Source organism: Mycobacterium sp. 852002-10029_SCH5224772 (assembly GCF_001667315.1).
Lineage (GTDB): Bacteria > Actinomycetota > Actinomycetes > Mycobacteriales > Mycobacteriaceae > Mycobacterium.
On sequence record NZ_LZHT01000106.1, the window covers coordinates 36,682 to 55,986 of the forward strand.

Consider the following 19,305-nt stretch of genomic DNA (forward strand, 5'->3'; position numbering starts at 1 on the left):
ATGCTGCGCGTCGGTGGGGTACGAGATAGAAATAGCTGACCTCGAAAGGAGGGCTTATGACTGACGTCCGGACGTCCGCGCTTGGTCTGGCGGCAACCGCGATGCTGCTCAGCGCCGCGATGGCGGGTTGCGGCGAGGACAAGAACTCGACGGCGGCATCGGGCTCGGCCTCGTCGTCGAGCGCGGCTGTCTCGTCGAGTGCCCCGCCCTCGCCCGGGGCGCCGGCGAACTACAGCTCCTTGCTGATCAAGCCCGCCGACGTCGGCCCCCACGCCACGGCTGACGGACCGCCCAGCCAGAATCCGGGCGGCATCGTCGGCGTGGGGCAGGTCTTCAAGAACCCCGACGGCAAGCGCACCATCATCGACACGATTGCGGTCTTTCCCGATGCAGCGACGGCCGACAGGACGGCGGCGAACATGCGGGACGTCGTCGGCAAGAAGGTCAGCGGCGAGCAGCAGCCCATCGACGTCGGCACCAACGGATTCATGGTGATCGGGCAGGGCACCGACCCGGCCAACCCGATGGAGATCTCCGAGGCGGTATTCGTCGAGGGCAGGGCCATGGCCGACCTGGAATTCGACTGTGTCACAGGCAATCCCACGCCGGGCGACATCCTGCTCGATCTCGCCCGCAAGCAGGACGCCGCCATCCAGGCGGGCCTGCCGGCTAGCTGAGCTGCCGCGCCTTCACGGGGGCCAGCCGTCGGGTTGCAGCGTGTAGCGCAGCGCGGCGGCCGGCGGCAATGGCTGTCGCTCATCGACCGATATCGCGTCGATAACAAGGGCGACATAGCGTCGCCAGCCGTCGCTGTCCGAATCCATCGTCGACAGCACGGTGAAGAGCATCGCGATCAGGCGAGGCAGGTCGTCGCTGACCAGGTCGGCGCGGATGGTGCCGACTTGCTGGCCTTTGCGGGCAAGTTCGCCGAGCGCAGCGTTGAGCGACACCGAGATGTCGGACGTGAGTGACCCGGTTCGGCGCGCTGCGGACAGCAGGCTGTGTTCGCGGGCGCCCAGCGATATCGCCGCTTCGATCAGTTGGGTGAGGCCGCGCAATGGATCCTTTGCGCGGCGGGCGCTGTCGATCACCGGGGTGAGATCCTCGGCGATGCTCTGTTCCAGCGCCGCCAGGACGAGGTCCGCCTTGGTGGGGAACCTGCGGTAGAGGGTTCGTTCACCGACGCCGGCCCGCCGGGCGATCGCCTCCAACGGGGCGTCGGGGCCCAACTCGCCGTATACCTCACGCGCTGCGCGCAGGATGCGCTCGACGTTGCGTGCCGCGTCCGCCCGTAACGGCCGGTCTTCCACCGCGGTCATTGTGACAGCGTAACTGACGGTTGACTACCGGCAACCGTCGCTTTACGCTCTACAACTGGCAGGTAACTGACACTTAATGGGAAACGCGGGTTATGTCAATATCTTTCGAGACCTCCGACTCCTGCTCCGGCGCCGCGCTTCCGGCGCTGCCTGTGCCGCGTCCCGCGCAGTGCCCGCTCGCGTCGCCCGTAGAGTTCGCGAGCTGGCGGGAAGAACCCGGGCTGCGACGAGCGATGTTCCATGGCAACCCGGTCTGGGTGGTGAGCCGCTACCAGGACATCAGGGCCGCGCTCGTCGATCCGCGCTTGTCCGCGAAGACCATTCCTGACTCCGTCATGCCCACCGACGCCGACAACAAGATTCCCGTGATGTTCGCGCGCACCGACGATCCCGAGCATCATCGGATCCGGCGAATGATGACCGGCAACTTCACCTTCCGGCGTTGCGAATCGATGCGGCCGCACATCCAAGAGACGGTCGACCACTTTCTCGACGAAATGATCGCCGTGGGGCCACCGGCGGACCTGGTGCGTGAATTCGCCTTACCGGTACCATCGTTGGTGATCGCGCTGCTGCTGGGAGTGCCGCCCGAGGATCTCGAGCTCTTTCAGCACAACACCACCGCCGGGCTCGACCAGAAGACGACAGACGCGGAAAAGGGGCAGGCCTTCGGGGCGATGTACGCCTACATTCAGGAGTTGGTGCAGCGCAAGGAGCGCGAACCCGGCGACGATCTGATCAGCCGGCTGATCACCGATTACGTCGCGACGGGTCAACTCGATCACGCGACCACGGCGATGAACAGTGTGATCATGATGCAGGCCGGCCACGAGACCACCGCCAACATGATCTCGCTGGGAACGGTTGCGCTGCTGCAGCATCCAACTGCTTTCGAGCGGCTCGGCCAGACCGACGATGCCGCCGTCGTCGCGAACATCGTCGAAGAGCTCATGCGCTATCTCAGCATCGTGCACAGCCAGGTCGACCGCGTGGCGACCGAGGATCTTGTGATCGGCGGCCAGTTGATCCGGGCCGGAGAGTTCGTGATGATGAACCTGCCCGCCGGGAACTGGGACACCGAATTCGTCGACGATCCAGACAGTTTCGACATCGATCGAAACACGCGCGGGCACTTGGGTTTCGGCTATGGCGTGCACCAATGCATCGGGGCCAACCTGGCCCGCGTCGAGATGCAGGTCGCGTTCGCCACTCTCGCGCGGCGGCTGCCGGGGCTGAAACTGGCCGTTCCGCCGGAGGAGTTGAGTTTCAAAGATGCCGATATCTACGGCATGAAAGAGCTTCCGGTCACCTGGTGATGGCGACCATGCCGTTGCGGTTCGACGAACAGGTGGCCGTGGTAACGGGCGCCGCCGGGGGATTGGGCAGGGAGTACGCGCTGCTTCTCGCGTGGCGCGGGGCGCGCGTCGTGGTCAACGACACGGGCGGGTCGGTGACCGGGGACGGCTCGAACGCCGAGGCGGCGAGCGCCGTCGTGGAGGAGATCCGAAAGCGGGGAGGTGAGGCGATCGCCGACGGTCACAGCGTCACGAATCCCGATGGTGCGCAGGCGATCATCGATACCGCCCTGCGCGCCTGGGGGCGCGTCGACATCGTGATCAACAATGCGGGAATCGTCGGTGACGCGCCGTTCGAGGACATGACCGCCGAGCGGCTCGAACCGCTGGTGGATGTGCACCTCAAGGGCGCGTTTTATGTGACTCGTCCCGCGTGGAAGATCATGCGGGAGCAACGGTACGGTCGCGTGCTCAACACCTGCTCGGCCGCGGGAATCCTTGGCGCCGAACGCATGAGCAACTATGGCGCGGCGAAAGCCGGATTGGTGGGCTTGACGCGGGTGCTCGGGGCCGAAGGGGCCGCACACGGCATCAAGGTCAACGCCATTTCGCCGATCGCCTACACGCGGATGTTGGGCTATTCGCTCGACGGGGCCACCGGTCAGCACGCCGTCGGCAGTGATGCGGCGTCACAGGCGGTGTTGAATGACCTTGTGGGCCAATACCTCCAGAAACTGGACCCGGGGCAGGTTGCGCCCGTCGCGGCCTTCCTCACCCACCAGGATTGCCCGGTTTCGGGTGAGATCTACACGGTGGGCGCGGGCCACGTCGCACGGTTCTTCATCGGCAGAACGAAGGGTTTCTACCGTCCCGGGCTATCCGTCGAGGACGTGCGCGATCACCTCGACGAGATCCGCGACGAGGCCGGGTACACCGTTCCCGGCGGGCCGGGTGACGAGATGAGCGAGCTCTTCGCAAGCATCATGGGCGGACTCAGCAGCTGAACGCCGCGCCGACCCCGTCGGGCGGCGGTACCGACTTCAGACAGCCAAAGGGCTGGATGCCGGCGGCGGCAAAACGTACCGCCGACTGGTGCGCGTAGTTCACGCAATACAAGCCGGCTTGGTCGGCGCGGCACCGATAGTCACCGAACGACAGCGAATCCCCGTTCGCCAGTTCCGGTCCGTTGCCGTTGACGAACGGCCCGGGGTCGGCCCGGGCGGCTCCCACCTGCAGGTTCACCCCGTCGAAGGTGACCCAGCCGCCCTGCCATTCGCCGTAGGCCGTCGCGGGCGCCGGGGGCGGAGTGGTCAGCTTCACCAGGCAATTCAGGGCGCCGCCGCTGTGTTGGGCATCCGTCATGCAGGAGACTTTGCCGGCCGCACCCGCCAGGGCGATGTCGTTGCCCAAGGGTGTGGCCGCGCCGTCGCGGGTGGCCGTGTGGTAGCGAGCCGGATCGGCGCGGTGGCCCGCCTCTATCCACGTGATGACGTCAGACATCGCGGCACCGTCGCCCGGCGCCGTGGCTCCTGCAGCCGGTTTGCTTCCCGACGGGCCGGCGGCGGCCCCGGCGGATGTCGGGGTGGCGCTGGGCGTCGACTCCGAGTGGCTGCCCGTGGTGTGTGAGCACCCGGCGACCAGTAACGACGCGGCGATCATCGCAGCTATCCGCATGCAGTCAGGCTAACCGCCGCGCCGGGAAACTAAGGCGCTGCGCGCGCGTTACGACCGTCATGTCGGTTACCGTCGGGTGATGCATGACCGGACTGTCCGCGCACGCACGGCCCTCGGCACCGTCGAAGGCTTCACCCGCGACGGGGTCAATCGGTGGCGGTCGATCCCGTACGCCCGTCCACCCGTGGGAAAGCTGCGCTTCCGGGCGCCGCAGCCCGCGGCGCCCTGGTCGGGGGTCCGGCACTGCCACGGCTTCGCCAATTGCGCGCCCCAGCAGCGCCGCTACACCCTGCTCGGCTTGTCGGGTTTCGGAGGCCGCTACCAGCCGATGAGCGAAGATTGCCTCACCCTCAACGTCGTGGCCCCCGAGGCCGCCGCCGAGGGGCCGCTACCGGTCATGCTCTTCATCCACGGCGGCGGGTATTTCCTGGGCAGCTCGGCGACCCCGCTGTACGACGGGGCGGCGCTGGCACGCCGGGGGTGTGTGTACGTGTCGGTGAATTACCGCCTGGGCGCGCTGGGATGTGTGGATTTCTCGTCGCTATCGACCCGCGAGACCACCATCGACAGCAACCTGTACCTGCGCGATCTGGTGCTGGCGCTGCAATGGGTGCGCGACAACATCGCCGGCTTCGGCGGCGACCCGGACAATGTGACGATTTTCGGCGAGAGCGCCGGCGCGTGCATCACCGCATCCTTGCTGGCGGTGCCCGCCGCCGAAGGCCTGTTCACCCGGGCGATTTCGGAGAGCCCCGCCTCGGGCCTGGTGCGGTCGAAAGAGGTCGCCGCCGAGTTCGCGAACCGCTTCGCCGGCCTGCTCGGCGTACGCAAGCAGGATGCGGCCGACGCGCTGATGCGGGTGTCGGCGGCCCAACTGGTACAAACCCAGCACGCATTGATCGACGAGGGCATGCAGAACAGGTTGGGCGCCTTCCCGATTGGCCCCGTCGTCGGTGACGACATCCTGCCCATGGATCCCGTCGAGGCGATGCGGCGCGGCGAGGCGCATCCGGTGCCGCTCATCGTGGGCACCAACGCCGAAGAGGGACGGCTGTTCACCCGGTTCCTGGCGATGTTGCCGATCAACGAATCGATGGTCGAAGAGCTGCTGGCCGAGGCGGAACCCGCCATCCGCGAACGCATCACCGCCGCATACCCGGACTATCCCGAGCGGGCGGCGTGCATCCAGCTCGGCGGTGACTTCGCGTTCGGCTCGGCGGCCTGGCAGATCGCCGACGCGCACTGTACGCACGCGCCGACCTACCTCTACCGATATGACTACGCCCCGCGCACGCTGCGCTGGTCCGGCTTCGGCGCCACCCATGCCACCGAGTTGCTGGCCGTCTTCGACGTCTACCGCACCAGATTCGGCGCGCTGTTGACCGCGGCGGCGGATCGACGGGCCGCGTTGCGGGTCAGCAATCAGGTGCAACGGCGCTGGCGCGCCTTCAGCCGCACCGGGGTCCCGGGCGAGGACTGGCCCCGCTACAACGCCGCCGATCGCGCCGTGCTGGTCTTCGACCGGAAATCCCGCGTCGAGTTCGATCCACACCCGCACCGCCGGATGGCCTGGGACGGCTTCTCACTCGCACAGTGACCTGGCACGCTAACCCTCATGCACACCGAGACCGCGCAAGTCATCGAACGACCCAGTGACCTCACCGCCTCCTGGTTGACCGCGGTGATCGGCACCGGACCCATCGCCGATTTCTCGGTCGAGCGCATCGGTACCGGCCAGATGAGTGAGTGCTACCGCGTCCGGCTCAGCTATGCCGACGCCGACGGCGACGCCGACGGCGAGGGGCCGCTCAGTAGGCCCGAGTCGGTGGTGCTCAAGGTTGCGGCCACCGACCCGGTGAGCCGGCAGACCGGTCTGGCGCTGGGACTCTACGAGCGGGAGGTCCGCTTCTACGGCGACATCGCGCCGCGCCTGGGTGGACCGATCGCGCCCTGCTACCACGCGGCGGTCGACACCTCGACGGGTGTGTTCGACCTGCTGCTGGGCGACGCCGGACCGGCCGTCGTGGGCGACGAAATCGCCGGCGCCACAATCGAACAGGCCCGCCTCGGCGCCGTCGAACTGGGCCGGCTGCACGGCCCGCTGCTCGGCGACGTCTCGCTGGCCGAAGCGCCGTGGCTCAACCGTGACGCGCCGCTGAACCAGGCGATGATCACCCCGCTGTACGCGGGTTTCGTCGACCGCTACGGCGACCAGATCGCACCCGAGCACCGTGTGGTGTGTGAACGGCTGGTGGCCGCATTCGACGGCTACCTGGCTTCGGAACAGGAGGCGGCGGGGGCTTCCGCGCAGGGCCGCATCCAGGGCCTGGTGCACGGCGACTACCGGTTGGACAACATGTTGTTCGGTACCGCCGGTGCCGACCGCGCGTTGACGGTGGTCGATTGGCAAACCGTGTCCTGGGGTCCGGCGCTGACCGACCTGTCCTACTTCCTCGGGTGCGCGCTGCCCACCGAGGACCGTCGGAAGCATTACGATGCGCTGCTGCGGGCTTACTGCGAAGCGCTGGGACCCGACGCGCCCATCACCCTGGCCGACGTCGCCGACGGCGTGCGCCGGCAGAGCTTTTTCGGCGTGATGATGGCGATCGTCTCCTCGATGCTGGTGGAGCGCACCGACCGTGGCGACCAGATGTTCATGACGATGCTGCGTCGGCACTGCGATCATGTGCTCGACACGGACGCGCTGGCGACGCTGCCGGCCGCGGTGGCGCCCGAGCCGTTGCAACCCTCGCCCGAGGATGAACTCGCCCACGATCCCACCGCCGAACCGCTGTGGAGCGAGAGTTGGTACGCCGACTTCGCCGATCCCGCACAGGGATTGGGTGGCTGGTTCCGCCTGGGCCTGGTGGCCAACGAGCAGACCGCATGGGTTCATGTGCTGTTGTGCGGGCCCGACATGCCCACCGTCGCCGTCGAGGCGCAGGTTCGGATGCCAGCGGACCCGTGGACGGTGCGCACCGATGAGTTCGAGCTCGGCCATTCCGTCGGTGCGCCATTGCGGAGCTACCGCGTCGACCTGCGCGCGCGGGGTCAGTCCTACGCCGACCCGGCGGCGTTGTTGCGCGGGGAATCCGGCACGCCCGTCGAGATGACGATGAACCTGGTGTGGGACACCGACGGCACCCCGTACAAGTACGGGCTGACGACGCGGTATGAGATTCCGTGCACCGTCTCGGGCGCCATCACCATCGACGGGACCAGCTACCGCGTCGATTCCGTTCCCGGCCAGCGTGATCACTCCTGGGGTGTGCGCGATTGGTGGAGCATGGATTGGATTTGGAGCGCGCTGCATCTGGACGACGGCACCCATCTGCACGGTGTCAACATCCGCATTCCCGGCGCACCCGCGTTCAGCATCGGCTACACCCAAGACGCCGACGGCCGGGTCACCGAGCTGCAGACCGTCGACTCACGAGAGTCCTTCGCCGGCAACGGGTTACCGCTGAACGCGACATTGACGCTCAACCCGGGGGAGATCACCGCCGACGTTGACGTCCGCGGCCAGGCGCCGGTCCGGCTCGTCGCCGCGGACGGACGGGTCAGCCAGTTCCCCCGCGTGTGGGCCAGCATCACCACCGCCGACGGACGCAGCGGTGTCGGTTGGCTGGAATGGAACCGCAACCTCGGCGAACACACCGGGTGAGCGGAACGGCCCCCGTCGTGGTGATGGGCGTATCCGGATCGGGCAAATCGACGGTCGGGGCGGCGCTCGCGCAACGTATGCGGGTCCCGTTCGTCGACGCCGACACCCTGCACCCGGCCGCCAACGTCGCCAAGATGGCGGCCGGCGAACCGCTCGACGACGACGACCGCTATCCCTGGCTGGAAAAAGTCGGCGAATGGCTGACCGGTCATCGCGGCGGCGGTGTGGTGAGTTGCTCGGCGCTGAAAAGGCAGTATCGCGACCAGCTGCGCGCGCACTGCCCTGGCGTCGAATTCCTGCATCTGTCCGGTTCGGCCGAACTGATCGGCCGCCGGCTGGCGGCCCGGACCAACCACTTCATGCCGGCCGCGCTGCTGCGGTCGCAATTGGGCACGCTGGAGGCCCTCGCCCCCGACGAGGCCGGCATGACCGTCGACGCCGGAGACGATGTCGACGCGATCATCGACGCCATCCTGAAAACGCGCCGCTAGCGTCCTCGGTCAAAAATGCGGACCCGGCATGGTTTGGCGCTGTGAGGCCGGGCTGCGTCGCGTGGGGGTTAGGTACGAATTCCCCTAACCTCTAATTTTTTCGTCCATCTCCGACGCGCTCGGTGACCCGCACCGCCACTCTAGCAGGGGCAAACGCCCTCGTGTAGCATTATGCTACGAAACGTAACGGTGTGCTGCATGTGGAGGATGTCATGGCCGAGGCCGTCGATCGTGTCACCCGCGTCGCGTCCGACCTGATGGACAGCGCGGCCGCCGAGGGCGCCCGCCAGAGTCGCTCGGCCAAGCAGCAGCTCGACCATTGGGCGCGGGTCGGGCGCGCTGTCTCGAGCCAGCACACCGCTTCGCGGCGGCGGGTCGAAGCGGCGCTCGCCGGCCAGCTGGCGACCGGCGAACTCACCGTCGAGGAGGGCGTGGTGTTCAACGCCGAGATCTCCGCGGCCATCGAAGAAAGCCTGGCGCGCACCAACTACGGGGCGACGCTGGCCGGGCAGGGCGTCACCACCGTCGCCCTCGACGAGAACGGCGACATCGTCGAGCACCGGCCCGACGGCGCCGCCGTGGTGCTTGCGGCCGGGCGCTGACCCGGCGTTCGTGGACACGGCCCGATGGATCGACTTGACCTGGTGGTCGGGCCGAACGGCGCCGGCAAATCGACCCTTATCGCGTTCACTTTGGCGCCGCTGTTACCCGGAAGCCTGGTGGTCAACGCCGACGAAATCGCAAGACAGCGCTGGCCGGAGGATCCGACGGCGCACGCCTACGACGCCGCGCACGTCGCCGCCGGCACGCGCGCGAAGCTGATCGACCTCGGTCGGTCGTTCATCGCGGAGACCGTATTTTCCCACCCGTCGAAGCTGGACCTGATCCACGCCGCCCGGCGCGCGGGCTTCACCGTCGTCGTGCACGCGCTGATCATCCCGGAAGACCTTGCCGTGGAACGTGTCCGACACCGCGTGCGGGCCGGCGGCCATGACGTACCGGAGACCAAGATCCGCGAGCGCCACCGCCGCTTGTGGACGCCGGTCACCGAAGCCGTCGCCCTATCCGACATCGCCACCGTCTACGACAACAGCCGCCTGCGCGGGCCCCGCATCGTCGCCCGCCTCAGCGGCGGCCTGACGGTCGGTTCCCCCGAGTGGCCCGCGTTCACGCCGGAGCACCTGCGGTCACGCTGGCGCAACTAGCTCGGCCGGTCCGGCGTACTTACCAGGGGAGCTTGCGGCGGCCGGTCTCGACCTGCCCGCCGACTCGCTCGCGCGCGGTGTCGGCAAGGTGGCTGCTGCGCTGGCGCGCGGTCTCGGCGAGCTCCTCACCGCGCACCCGTGCGGCATCGGCCAGCTTTTCGCTGCGCTTGCGCGCCCGCTTCGCCAACTTCTCGCTGCGCTTGCGCGCCTTCTTGGCCAATGGTGCGGCCCGGTCGGCGGCCTCGTCAGCGAGTTCTTCGCCGCGCTTGCGCGCCTTCTCGGCCAGATAGGCGGCGCGGTCGGCGGCCTCGTCGGCCCATTCCTCCCCACGCTTGCGGGCCTTCTTCGCCAGCGGCCTGCTGCGCTCGGCCGCGGTGCTCGCCAGCTCGCGGCCACGTTCCAGTGCGGTTTCGGCATACGGTGCGCCGCGTTGCGCTGCCGTGTTGGCCAATTCGCGGCCGCGTTCGAGCGCGGCTTCGGCGTACGGCGCGCCCCGTTCCGCCGCGGTGCTGGCCAACTCGCGGCCGCGTTCGGCACCGACCTGCAGGCCGTGTGCGATCCGATCACCGAGCTCCGAAAAATCGCCATCGAAGGCCGAATCGTCGGATCCGGGCCACGCCGACGAGACCCGCTCCGAGAGCCGCTCGGCCGCCCGGCGTCCGCGCCATCCCAGCGAGGGCTTGCCCGCGGTATCGGCGGACGCGATGAGAAGCCCGCCCAGCAGGCTGAGGTCGGTGAGAAATTGCTGGCGCTTCTGGGCTTTGGCCGCCGGGTCGCTTTCGTTCCAGAACGAGTGCGCCCCGATGTTGGCCGGTAACACCGTCACCGCGAGTGCGGCCGAGGCGATGCGGGGGAGCTTGCCGGTGGCAAGCAGCAGGCCGCCGCCGATTTGGACGGCCGCGGTGATTTGGGCGACCGTCTCCGGGTCGCTGGGAATGTTGCCGCTCACCGCGTCCGGCAACGCCTGCAAGCCGTCGACTGCCGGCGCCGCCGCCTGGGCCGCCGATTTGGGGTTGAGTAGTGAATTGACTCCTTGCCCGATGAATGCGACTGACAACAGGGGTCGCGCGATTCTCCTGATCACCATGGCCCGTGTATTACCCGACTGCTTGTCGAGCAAACCGTGACGCCGATATGCGCAGCTAGGGCGGCGCAGTGGCGCACCCGGATAGGGTGGAGCGCGTGCGAGCGTTGATCATCGTCGACGTGCAAAACGATTTCTGCGAGGGCGGCTCCGTGCCGGTGGCCGGTGGCGCCGCCGTCGCGCCCGCCATCAACGCCTACCTCGCCGGCGGCCCGGGCTACCGGCACATCGTGGCGACCCAGGACTTCCACATCGACCCGGGAGACCATTTCTCCGACCGGCCGGACTACTCCTCGTCCTGGCCCCCACACTGCGTCGCCGGAAGCGCGGGCGCGGAATTTCGGCCCGACTTGGACACCACGCGCATCGATGCCGTCTTCCGCAAGGGCGCCTACTCCGCGGGGTACAGCGGCTTCGAGGGCGCCGACCAGAACGGGACCTCCCTCCTGGAGTGGTTGCGGCAGCGCGGGGTTGACGACGTCGACGTGGTCGGCATCGCCACCGACCATTGCGTCCGGCGGACCGCCGAGGACGCGGCACGCGCGGGTCTGACCACCAGGGTGCTGGTGGACCTGACCGCGGCCGCGGCGGCGGATTCGGCCGCACAGGCGCTGGCGGAGATGGAATCCGTCGGCATCGAGTTGGTGGGGAATCGGTGATGGTGGTGCCACTGGACCGGGAACGTCTGCTCGCGGCGGTGGAGCGCTCGCCGCAGGCGGCCGCTGCGCACGATCGCGCCGGGTGGGTGGCGCTGTTTACCGGAGACGGCCGGGTCGAGGACCCGGTGGGCTCGCGGCCCCACGTGGGGCGTGAGCAGATCGGCCGTTTCTATGACACTTTCATCGGCCCGCGCGACATCAGGTTCCATCGCGATCTCGACATCGTCTTCGGCACAGCGGTTCTGCGCGATCTCGAACTCGAGGTGGCGATGGGTCCGGCCGTGACCATGTATATTCCCGCATTCCTGCGCTATGACCTCCGAGAAGCCAACGGCGAGTGGCTAATCGGCGAACTACGGGCCTATTGGGAGCTGCCCGCGATGATGGCGCAGTTTCTGCGCACCGGCCCGGGCGCCGTGAGCCCCGCGCTGCACCTGTCCAAGGGCCTGCTGACCAATCAGGGATGGCGGGGGAGCGCCGGATTCATGGCCGGATTCCGGCGGGTGGGTGCGCGCCACCAGCGGCTCGTGCAAACGTTCCTCGCCGCCGTCGCGCAAGGAGACACGTTCGCTGCGGCGCGGGCGTTGTCATCAAGAGCCGCAATAACATTAGGCGATCGCGACCCGATCGAACTGGCCGAACTCGTGGAACAACTGGACGGGGCCGGCGCCACCAAGATGATCAGCGCGGGTCCGACGGTCGCGGTTTCCGTCAACTCGGGACACGGGCGCGCCATCATGTTCGCCGATGTGGCGTGGCGCGGCAACGCGATCAATCGGATCCGGTACTTTACCGGCTGATCCGACTCGGTTCAGCGCAGGACCATCAGCGCCAGCGACGCCGCGGACAGGCACAGGTAGGCCCCGGGGAACGCGATGTTGTACACGACGCGGGCCCTCAGGTGCGTCAACACCGCACCGACGAAAAACAGGACCAGGCCGGCGGCAGCCGCGATTCCCAATTCGCGTGGGCCCAGCAGCCCGACCACGATCCCGGCGGCGCCGGCCAGCTTCACCGCGCCCAGCGCCGGTAACCACGAACGCGGCACCCCGACCTGGGCGGAATTCGCCAGCACGAATCGAGCCGGAACGAAATCGGCGATCGCTATTGCGGCGGTGACGGCCGCGGTCGACAGCGTGATCACGACAAGTGCGATGCCCATGTCGATCAATCCCTTGTCCCGCAGCGATTTCCGCAGCGGCGGGTCGCATGGTTGCCGAGTGCGCGGTGGCGCACAATCGGTAAGGTCATGGTGTTGGCCTCCTTCGCAACAGGAATCTCGTCAGATGCGGTCATCTCCTTGACGACTTCCGGGCAGAAAAGGTGACCCATGGGCACAACAACAACGGATCTGGTGGCACTCGCCCAGCGTTTCGACGCGGATCGGCGACACCTGCGGTCGGTGGCGTTCGGACTGCTGGGTTCGGTGGCTGACGCGGACGACGCGGTGCAGACGGCGTGGTTGAAGGCCAGCCGTGCGGACTTCGGGGCCGTCGACAACCTCTCCGGCTGGTTCACGACGATCACCGCCCGCGAGGCGCTGGACCAACTCCGCGCGCGCAAGCGGCGCGCCGAGCAACCCCTCGGCGAACCCGACGAGCTGGACCGGCTCGCCGAGGCGGCGTCGGCGCCGGCCGACCAGGACCCACTGCTGGCGGAGTCGGTGAGCAGCGCGCTGCTCGTCGTGCTCGACCGGCTCTCACCGGCACAGCGCGTCGCTTTCGTGCTCCACGACGTGTTTGCCATGCCGTTCGAAACGATCGCCGCGTTGTTGGACCGGTCGCCGGATGCGGCGAAGAAGCTCGCCAGCCGGGCCCGCAATCGGCTGCACGCGGGCCCGGTCGCCGAACCACGCCGCACCGCCGGCCACCTCGAGGTGGTGGAGGCGTTTCTGGCGGCCTCCCGCGGCGGCGATATCGCCGCCCTGCTCGAGCTGCTGGCTCCCGACGTCGTGCGCACGGTCGACCGGGCCCTGGTGCCCGTGGACGTGCCGACCACGTTGCGCGGCGCCGCGCAGGTGGCCGCGGAGACCCGCCGGTTCGCGCGGCGGGCGCGCGCCGGTGCTGTCATGCTCATCGACGGGACCCCGGGCATCGCGATCGTCGCACGTGGGCGCGCGCAGATCCTGCTGGTGATCGGCATCGGCGCCGACGATCGCATCCACACGATCTACATCACCGGCGATGCCGAGCGCATCCGCAGGGCGGCGCTCGCGCTGCCGCGTGGACCGATCCAGGAACATCACAACCTCATCGGGTACCAAGGACGTCAGACAGAGCCGGCCAAGGGCCGGAAACGCGGCTAGACCGGGAGACCCATGCGCGATAAGCCGTTCGGACGGCGCAGCCTGCTGCGCGGCGCCGGCGCGCTGTCCGCGGCGGCGCTGGCACCGTGGACGGCCGCTTGCGCTCCCGACGACGACGCGCTGACCTTCTTTTTCGCGGCCAATCCGGACGAGCGTGACGCCCGGATGCGCATCGTCGACGAGTTTGCGCGCCGCCATCCCGACATCAAGGTCCGGGCCGTGCTATCCGGGCCGGGCGTCATGCAACAGCTTGCGGCGTTCTGTGTCGGCGGCAAATGCCCAGACGTGCTGATGACGTGGGAACTGTCCTACGCCGAACTCGCCGACCGCGGTGTGCTGCTGGATCTGAACCCCCTGTTGGCACGCGACAAAACGTTCGCCCGGCACCTCAAGGCGGACAGCATCCCGGCGCTGTATGAAACCTTCACGTTCAACGGAAGACAGTTCGCACTTCCCGAACAATGGTCGGGAAACTTCCTGTTTTACAACAAACGGCTGTTCGCCGAGGCGGGCGTGCCCGCGCCGCCGACGACGTGGGAACGGCCTTGGGGTTTCACCGAATTCCTGGATGCGGCCCGCGCGCTGACCAAGCGCGACGCATCCGGGCGGGCCGCGCAGTACGGCTTCGTCAACACCTGGGTCTCGAACTACTCGGCCGGCCTGTTCGCGATGAACAACGGCGTCCCGTGGTCCACCCCGCGGGTGAATCCGACCCACCTCAATTTCGACAACGACGCCTTTCAGCAGGCGGTGCAGTTCTACGCCGACCTGTCCAACGAACATCGGGTCGCGCCGAATGCTTCGGAGACGCAGTCGATGTCGACCCCCAACTTGTTTGCGGTGGGGCGGGCGGCGATCGCGCTCGGCGGGCACTGGCGCTACCAGACCTACCTGCGCGCCGAAGACCTCGATTTCGATGTCGCGCCGTTGCCGGTCGGCCCGGCGCTCGCACACCGACGTGCGGCGTGTTCCGACGTCGGCACCACCGGGCTGGGTATCTCGTCGACCAGTCCGCGCAAGGAGCAGGCCTGGGAGTTCGTGAAATTCGCGGCCGGTCCGGTCGGGCAAGCGCTGATCGGTGAATCCTGCCTGTTCGTTCCCGTGCTGCGGTCGGCGCTCGAGTCGGAAGGATTCGCCACCGCCCACCGACGAATCGGCAATCTCAGCGTGCTCACCCAGGGGCCGGCCTTTTCGGAAGGCTTGCCGATCACTCCGGCCTGGGAGAAGGTCAACGCGTTGATGGACCGCAACTTTGGTCCCGTCCTGCGGGGTCGCCAACCGGCGACGTCCTTGGCCGGCCTGTCCCGCTCCGTCGACGAGGTGCTGCGCAGTCCATGACCTCGATGCCTTCAGGTGGTGGGGCCGCCCCGGCGGGGAGAGCGGCCGAACGGGTCCCGAAAAATCAGAGCCCGTGGCGCCGGCACGCGCGGGCGGGTCGGCTGTTCGTCGCCCCCAACCTGGTGGCGGTCGCCGTGTTCATGCTCTTTCCGCTGGGCTTCTCCCTGTACATGAGCGTTCAGCGGTGGGATGTGTTCACACCGCCGAAATTCGTGGGCCTGAAGAACTTCGGAGATCTGTTCACCGCTGACCCACTCTTCGTCATCGCGATCCGCAACACGGTGATCTTCACCCTGGGAACGGTGGTGCCGACGGTTGTCATCAGTTTGGCCGTCGCCGGTGTGCTGAACCGGAAAGTCAGGGGCATCGGCATTTTCCGTACCATTGTCTTCCTGCCGCTGGCCATCTCATCGGTGGTGATGGCGGTGGTGTGGCAATTCGTTTTCAACACCGACAATGGCTTGCTGAACATCATGCTCGGCTGGATTGGGCTCGGCCCCGTCCCCTGGTTGGTCGAGCCCCGCTGGGCCATGGTCTCGCTGTGCATCGTCAGCGTATGGCGCAGCGTGCCCTTTGCCGCGGTCGTCTTGCTGGCCGCGATGCAGGGCGTCCCGGAGACGGTGTATGAGGCGGCCAAGATCGACGGGGCCAGCGAGACAAGACAATTCGTCTCCATTACGGTGCCGTTGATCCGGGGGTCGATCTCGTTTGTGGTCATCATTTCGGTCATCCACGCCTTTCAGGCATTTGACATGGTCTACGTCCTCACCGGCCCCAGCGGCGGACCGGAATCGGCGACCTACATCTTGGGCATCATGCTGTTCCAGCACGCGTTTTCGTTCCTCGAGTTCGGATATGCATCCGCACTCGCGTGGGTGATGTTCGCTGTCCTGCTGGTGCTGACCGTGGTGCAGTTGAAAGTCAGCCATCGACGTTCTTTGGAGACTTCGCGTGGGCTTAAGTGAGGTTGTCATCAGGCGCAGCGCTGTGCGTGGGGGCATGGTCTACGCTGCGCTGCTCGGCATCGCCTGGTGCGCGCTGTTCCCGATAGCGTGGGCGGTGTCGGGCTCGCTGAAAACCGAAGGCGAGGTCAGCGAGCCCACGCTGCTGCCGGCGCACCCGCGATGGTCCAACTACACCGAAGTGTTCGCGTTGCTGCCGCTCGGGCGAATGTTCTTCAACACCGTGCTGTACGCGGGGTGCGTCACCGCGGGGCAGGTCTTCTTTTGCTCACTGGCCGGATACGCGTTCGCGCGACTGGACTTCCGCGGCCGCGATGCACTGTTCGTCGTGTATCTGGGCACGTTGATGGTGCCGCTGACGGTGACGGTGATTCCGCAGTTTCTCGTCATGCGGACCCTGGGATGGGTGGACACCCCGTGGGCGATGATCGTGCCGGGTTTCTTCGGTAGCGCCTTCGGCACGTATTTGATGCGGCAATTCTTCCGCACCCTGCCTACCGACCTGGAGGAGGCGGCGATACTCGACGGCTGTTCACCGTGGCAGGTCTATTGGCGCATCCTGCTGCCCCACGCCAGACCGGCGGTGATGGTGCTCGCGGTGCTCACCTGGGTCAACGTCTGGAACGATTTTCTGTGGCCACTGTTGATGATTCAGCGCAACAGCCTGGCCACCCTGACTCTGGGGCTGGTCCGGATGCAGGGTGAATACGTTGCCCGCTGGCCGGTCCTGATGGCAACCTCGATACTCATCATGCTGCCCTTGGTTGTCATCTATGCGTTCGCGCAACGCTCGTTTGTCCGCGGCATCGCGGTCACCGGGATGGGTGGGTGACCATGGCTTCGGTGAGCTTCGAGCAGGCGACCCGGCGCTATCCCGGAGCGGATCGCCCCGCCCTGGACAACCTGGATCTCGTTGTCGACGACGGCGAATTCGTCGTTCTGGTGGGGCCATCCGGATGCGGCAAGACCACATCGTTGCGGATGGTGGCCGGGCTGGAAACCGTGGACTCCGGCCGCATCCGGATCGGCGACCGAGACGTCACCAATGTCGATCCCAAGAACCGAGACGTCGCGATGGTCTTTCAGAACTATGCCCTCTACCCGCACATGACGGTTGCGGAAAATATGGGCTTTGCCATGAAGATCGCCAAAACTCCGAAGGCGCAGATCCGGGAACGGGTAATGGACGCGGCGAAATTACTTGATCTGCAACCGTATCTCGATCGCAAACCGAAGGACCTGTCCGGCGGACAGCGCCAGCGCGTGGCGATGGGCCGCGCGATCGTGCGCCGGCCGCAGGTGTTTTTGATGGACGAGCCGCTGTCCAATCTCGACGCCAAACTGCGAGTGCAAACCCGCAACCAGATCGCCGCATTGCAACGACGGCTGGGCACCACGACCGTCTACGTCACCCACGACCAGGTCGAGGCGATGACCATGGGTGACCGCGTCGCCGTGCTACGCGACGGCCTGCTGCAGCAATTCGCCCCGCCCCGCGAGCTCTACCGAAACCCGGGCAACGTCTTCGTGGCGGGTTTCATCGGGTCGCCGGCGATGAACCTGTTCACCCTGCCCATCACGGATTCCGCTGTGTCGCTTGGTGATTGGCCAGTCACGCTGCCGCAAGAAATTGCCGGCGGCGCGGGCGAGGTCATCGTCGGGGTCCGTCCCGAACATTTCGAGCTGGGAGGCCAGGGGGTCGAGATGGAGGTCGACGTCGTGGAAGAGCTGGGGGCCGACGCCTACCTGTATGGGCGAATCACGGGCTCCGGCAAGGTAATCGACGCGCCCATCGTGGCGCGCGCCGACGGACGCAATCCACCGGAAAGGGGCAGCCGGGTGCGCCTGCATCCGCAGCCGGGGCACCTGCATTTTTTCGGCATGGATGGCCGTCGGCTGTGTTGATCATGGTTCCGGGTTTCGGCGTGCCGTGCAGGCACAGCCCGGCCCGGTCCGGCTAGGGTGGTGGCAGTGAGTGATGTGCGCGCCGACCTGGTCTGCGAAGGCGGCGGTGTCAGGGGTATCGGCCTGGTCGGAGCGGTGGATGCGCTCGCCGAGGCCGGATACCGATTTCCCCGCGTCGCGGGAAGCAGTGCGGGCGCCATTGTCGCGTCGCTGGTGGCCGCCCTACAGGTCGCCGGTGAGCCGATCAGCCGGCTGGCCGACATCATGCGCACCATCGATTACCGGAAGTTCCTCGACCGCAATCTGATCGGGCGGGTTCCGCTGATCGGCGGAGCGCTGTCCTTGCTGACGTCGGACGGTGTGTACCGCGGGGCCTACCTCGAACAGTTGCTCGCCGGTCTGCTGGGTGATCTGGGCGTGCGCACGTTCGGCGATCTGCGCACGGGCGAGCAGCCCGAGCAGTTCGCGTGGTCCCTTGTGGTGACCGCCAGCGACCTGTCACGGCGCCGGCTGGTGCGAATTCCCTGGGACCTCAGCACGTATGGCATCGATCCCGATGACTTTCCGGTGGCACGCGCGGTGCACGCCTCGTCCGCCATTCCGTACGTGTTCGAGCCCGTTCGGGTCGGCGGCGCGACGTGGGTGGACGGCGGCTTGCTGTCGGACTTTCCCGTCCAGTTGTTCGACCGGCCGGATGCCCAACCACGATGGCCCACATTGGGGATCCGTCTGTCCGCGCGTCCCGGCATCCCGCCCACGCACCCCATCCATGGACCGGTGTCGTTGGGGCTCGCCGCGATCGAGACGCTGGTGAGCAACCAGGACAACGCCTACATCGACGATCCCTGCACCGTTCGGCGCACCATCTTCGTCCCCGCCGACGAGGTCAGCCCGATCGACTTCGACATCACCGCGCAGCAGCGCGAAGCCCTCTACACACGAGGATTGCAAGCGGGCCAACAGTTTCTGCAGACCTGGAATTACGCGGACTATCTGGCGGCCTGCGGAGGCCCGGTACTGCGCGACCGCCATCGATCACCGTGATCGCGCCGAATCGCGTGTCGCTGCCTACCCGCGCGAGCAGCGAATCGCATGCACGCGACGCTGGACACGCTCGACGTCATCCGGTGACGGCAGCTGGTTGGTGATTCGGGTGATCTCCACCCCGATGTCAATGGGGCTGATCGGCCATAGCCGGCGCGCGATGAGATCGCTTGCGATGGCGGTGATGTCATGGCTGCACAGTCGTCGGCGCGTCAACGCCACCAGCGGTACGTGAGCGGGAGCCGGCATACCGGTGGGGTAGCCGGCCCGCACAAACGCCACAATGCTTGTCACCCAATGCGACAAGTCCATACGTCCACCTCGCTAACCGCCGCAAGTTGCGCATGAGCGGCAGTGCTT

21 protein-coding genes are annotated in these 19,305 nt (G+C 67.3%); 16 read left to right on the plus strand and 5 right to left on the minus strand.

Annotated elements, in window-relative coordinates:
• The first annotated feature begins 56 nt into the window (after nt 1-56).
• Nucleotides 57-677, plus strand: coding sequence for a hypothetical protein (locus tag A5775_RS18510; RefSeq protein WP_067255573.1), 621 nt, complete (start codon nt 57-59; stop codon nt 675-677).
• Nucleotides 678-689: 12 nt separating this feature from the next.
• Here the strand turns inward: A5775_RS18510 and A5775_RS18515 are convergent, their stop codons facing one another.
• Nucleotides 690-1,319: a TetR/AcrR family transcriptional regulator gene (locus A5775_RS18515; RefSeq protein ID WP_067255575.1), complete on the minus strand. Its 630-nt coding sequence runs from the start codon at nt 1,317-1,319 to the stop codon at nt 690-692.
• A gap of 92 nt (nt 1,320-1,411) precedes the next feature.
• Here A5775_RS18515 and A5775_RS18520 point away from each other — a divergent pair, with 92 nt between their 5' ends.
• Both A5775_RS18520 and A5775_RS18525 read left to right on the plus strand, forming a co-directional pair.
• Complete coding sequence (locus A5775_RS18520; protein ID WP_197512718.1) at nt 1,412-2,635, plus strand: cytochrome P450; 1,224 nt, start codon at nt 1,412-1,414, stop codon at nt 2,633-2,635.
• A complete protein-coding gene (locus A5775_RS18525; RefSeq protein ID WP_231995218.1) occupies nt 2,635-3,618 on the plus strand; it encodes an SDR family NAD(P)-dependent oxidoreductase in 984 nt (327 codons plus the stop codon). The genes A5775_RS18520 and A5775_RS18525 overlap by 1 nt, the downstream gene beginning before the upstream one ends.
• Here A5775_RS18525 and A5775_RS18530 read toward each other — a convergent pair.
• On the minus strand, nt 3,608-4,288 hold the full coding sequence (locus A5775_RS18530) for a hypothetical protein (RefSeq protein ID WP_197512720.1): 681 nt from the start codon (nt 4,286-4,288) through the stop codon (nt 3,608-3,610). The two genes, A5775_RS18525 and A5775_RS18530, sit on opposite strands and share 11 nt — an antisense overlap.
• Nucleotides 4,289-4,367: 79 nt before the next feature.
• On the opposite strand from A5775_RS18530, the gene A5775_RS18535 reads away from it, so the two are divergent.
• From A5775_RS18535 to A5775_RS18555, 5 genes are all read left to right on the plus strand, one after another.
• Nucleotides 4,368-5,885, plus strand: coding sequence for a carboxylesterase/lipase family protein (locus A5775_RS18535; protein WP_067255580.1), 1,518 nt, complete (start codon nt 4,368-4,370; stop codon nt 5,883-5,885).
• An 18-nt stretch (nt 5,886-5,903) separates the two neighbouring features.
• Nucleotides 5,904-7,952, plus strand: coding sequence for a phosphotransferase (locus tag A5775_RS18540; RefSeq protein ID WP_067255582.1), 2,049 nt, complete (start codon nt 5,904-5,906; stop codon nt 7,950-7,952).
• Nucleotides 7,949-8,443, plus strand: a complete 495-nt coding sequence (locus A5775_RS18545; protein ID WP_067255584.1) for a gluconokinase — start codon at nt 7,949-7,951, stop codon at nt 8,441-8,443. The genes A5775_RS18540 and A5775_RS18545 overlap by 4 nt, the downstream gene beginning before the upstream one ends.
• Nucleotides 8,444-8,655: 212 nt before the next feature.
• Nucleotides 8,656-9,045 (plus strand): hypothetical protein, encoded by a 390-nt coding sequence (locus A5775_RS18550; protein WP_067255876.1) that lies wholly within the window; start codon nt 8,656-8,658, stop codon nt 9,043-9,045.
• A gap of 24 nt (nt 9,046-9,069) precedes the next feature.
• Nucleotides 9,070-9,648: a zeta toxin family protein gene (locus tag A5775_RS18555; RefSeq protein ID WP_067255586.1), complete on the plus strand. Its 579-nt coding sequence runs from the start codon at nt 9,070-9,072 to the stop codon at nt 9,646-9,648.
• A 19-nt stretch (nt 9,649-9,667) separates the two neighbouring features.
• Here the strand turns inward: A5775_RS18555 and A5775_RS18560 are convergent, their stop codons facing one another.
• Nucleotides 9,668-10,735: a DoxX family protein gene (locus tag A5775_RS18560; protein ID WP_067255589.1), complete on the minus strand. Its 1,068-nt coding sequence runs from the start codon at nt 10,733-10,735 to the stop codon at nt 9,668-9,670.
• A gap of 95 nt (nt 10,736-10,830) precedes the next feature.
• Here A5775_RS18560 and pncA point away from each other — a divergent pair, with 95 nt between their 5' ends.
• Nucleotides 10,831-11,391, plus strand: coding sequence for a pyrazinamidase PncA (gene pncA, locus A5775_RS18565; protein ID WP_156660769.1), 561 nt, complete (start codon nt 10,831-10,833; stop codon nt 11,389-11,391).
• The gene (locus A5775_RS18570; protein ID WP_067255591.1) at nt 11,391-12,191 is read left to right on the plus strand and encodes a ketosteroid isomerase family protein; all 801 of its coding nucleotides are present in this window, start codon (nt 11,391-11,393) and stop codon (nt 12,189-12,191) included. Before pncA ends, A5775_RS18570 begins: the two co-directional genes overlap by 1 nt.
• A gap of 11 nt (nt 12,192-12,202) precedes the next feature.
• On the opposite strand, the gene A5775_RS18575 is transcribed toward A5775_RS18570, so the two are convergent.
• Nucleotides 12,203-12,553 (minus strand): DoxX family protein, encoded by a 351-nt coding sequence (locus A5775_RS18575; RefSeq protein WP_067255594.1) that lies wholly within the window; start codon nt 12,551-12,553, stop codon nt 12,203-12,205.
• Nucleotides 12,554-12,721: 168 nt separating this feature from the next.
• On the opposite strand from A5775_RS18575, the gene A5775_RS18580 reads away from it, so the two are divergent.
• The 6 genes from A5775_RS18580 (at nt 12,722) to A5775_RS18605 (ending at nt 18,945) form a co-directional block, all read left to right on the plus strand.
• A complete protein-coding gene (locus tag A5775_RS18580; protein ID WP_067255597.1) occupies nt 12,722-13,696 on the plus strand; it encodes a sigma-70 family RNA polymerase sigma factor in 975 nt (324 codons plus the stop codon).
• Nucleotides 13,697-13,708: 12 nt separating this feature from the next.
• Nucleotides 13,709-15,034: a sugar ABC transporter substrate-binding protein gene (locus A5775_RS18585; protein ID WP_067255599.1), complete on the plus strand. Its 1,326-nt coding sequence runs from the start codon at nt 13,709-13,711 to the stop codon at nt 15,032-15,034.
• A complete protein-coding gene (locus A5775_RS18590) occupies nt 15,031-15,999 on the plus strand; it encodes a carbohydrate ABC transporter permease (protein ID WP_067255882.1) in 969 nt (322 codons plus the stop codon). The genes A5775_RS18585 and A5775_RS18590 overlap by 4 nt, the downstream gene beginning before the upstream one ends.
• A 34-nt stretch (nt 16,000-16,033) precedes the next feature.
• Nucleotides 16,034-16,828, plus strand: a complete 795-nt coding sequence (locus A5775_RS18595; RefSeq protein ID WP_369827889.1) for a carbohydrate ABC transporter permease — start codon at nt 16,034-16,036, stop codon at nt 16,826-16,828.
• 2 nt (nt 16,829-16,830) lie between these two features.
• Nucleotides 16,831-17,901 (plus strand): ABC transporter ATP-binding protein, encoded by a 1,071-nt coding sequence (locus tag A5775_RS18600; RefSeq protein ID WP_067255880.1) that lies wholly within the window; start codon nt 16,831-16,833, stop codon nt 17,899-17,901.
• Between the two features lie 66 nt (nt 17,902-17,967).
• On the plus strand, nt 17,968-18,945 hold the full coding sequence (locus A5775_RS18605) for a patatin-like phospholipase family protein (protein ID WP_067255603.1): 978 nt from the start codon (nt 17,968-17,970) through the stop codon (nt 18,943-18,945).
• Between the two features lie 24 nt (nt 18,946-18,969).
• Here the strand turns inward: A5775_RS18605 and A5775_RS18610 are convergent, their stop codons facing one another.
• Nucleotides 18,970-19,257, minus strand: coding sequence for a DUF3349 domain-containing protein (locus A5775_RS18610; protein WP_067255606.1), 288 nt, complete (start codon nt 19,255-19,257; stop codon nt 18,970-18,972).
• Between the last annotated feature and the right edge of the window lie 48 nt (nt 19,258-19,305).

Coding starts and splice junctions, on each gene's coding strand:
- A5775_RS18510 (WP_067255573.1), top strand. CDS start 57: ATGACTGACGTCCGGACGTCCGCGCTTGGTCTGGCGGCAACCGCGATG.
- A5775_RS18515 (WP_067255575.1), bottom strand. CDS start 1,319: ATGACCGCGGTGGAAGACCGGCCGTTACGGGCGGACGCGGCACGCAAC.
- A5775_RS18520 (WP_197512718.1), top strand. CDS start 1,412: ATGTCAATATCTTTCGAGACCTCCGACTCCTGCTCCGGCGCCGCGCTT.
- A5775_RS18525 (WP_231995218.1), top strand. CDS start 2,635: ATGGCGACCATGCCGTTGCGGTTCGACGAACAGGTGGCCGTGGTAACG.
- A5775_RS18530 (WP_197512720.1), bottom strand. CDS start 4,288: ATGCGGATAGCTGCGATGATCGCCGCGTCGTTACTGGTCGCCGGGTGC.
- A5775_RS18535 (WP_067255580.1), top strand. CDS start 4,368: ATGCATGACCGGACTGTCCGCGCACGCACGGCCCTCGGCACCGTCGAA.
- A5775_RS18540 (WP_067255582.1), top strand. CDS start 5,904: ATGCACACCGAGACCGCGCAAGTCATCGAACGACCCAGTGACCTCACC.
- A5775_RS18550 (WP_067255876.1), top strand. CDS start 8,656: ATGGCCGAGGCCGTCGATCGTGTCACCCGCGTCGCGTCCGACCTGATG.
- A5775_RS18555 (WP_067255586.1), top strand. CDS start 9,070: ATGGATCGACTTGACCTGGTGGTCGGGCCGAACGGCGCCGGCAAATCG.
- A5775_RS18560 (WP_067255589.1), bottom strand. CDS start 10,735: ATGGTGATCAGGAGAATCGCGCGACCCCTGTTGTCAGTCGCATTCATC.
- A5775_RS18570 (WP_067255591.1), top strand. CDS start 11,391: ATGGTGGTGCCACTGGACCGGGAACGTCTGCTCGCGGCGGTGGAGCGC.
- A5775_RS18575 (WP_067255594.1), bottom strand. CDS start 12,553: ATGGGCATCGCACTTGTCGTGATCACGCTGTCGACCGCGGCCGTCACC.
- A5775_RS18580 (WP_067255597.1), top strand. CDS start 12,722: ATGGGCACAACAACAACGGATCTGGTGGCACTCGCCCAGCGTTTCGAC.
- A5775_RS18585 (WP_067255599.1), top strand. CDS start 13,709: ATGCGCGATAAGCCGTTCGGACGGCGCAGCCTGCTGCGCGGCGCCGGC.
- A5775_RS18590 (WP_067255882.1), top strand. CDS start 15,031: ATGACCTCGATGCCTTCAGGTGGTGGGGCCGCCCCGGCGGGGAGAGCG.
- A5775_RS18595 (WP_369827889.1), top strand. CDS start 16,034: ATGGTCTACGCTGCGCTGCTCGGCATCGCCTGGTGCGCGCTGTTCCCG.
- A5775_RS18600 (WP_067255880.1), top strand. CDS start 16,831: ATGGCTTCGGTGAGCTTCGAGCAGGCGACCCGGCGCTATCCCGGAGCG.
- A5775_RS18610 (WP_067255606.1), bottom strand. CDS start 19,257: ATGGACTTGTCGCATTGGGTGACAAGCATTGTGGCGTTTGTGCGGGCC.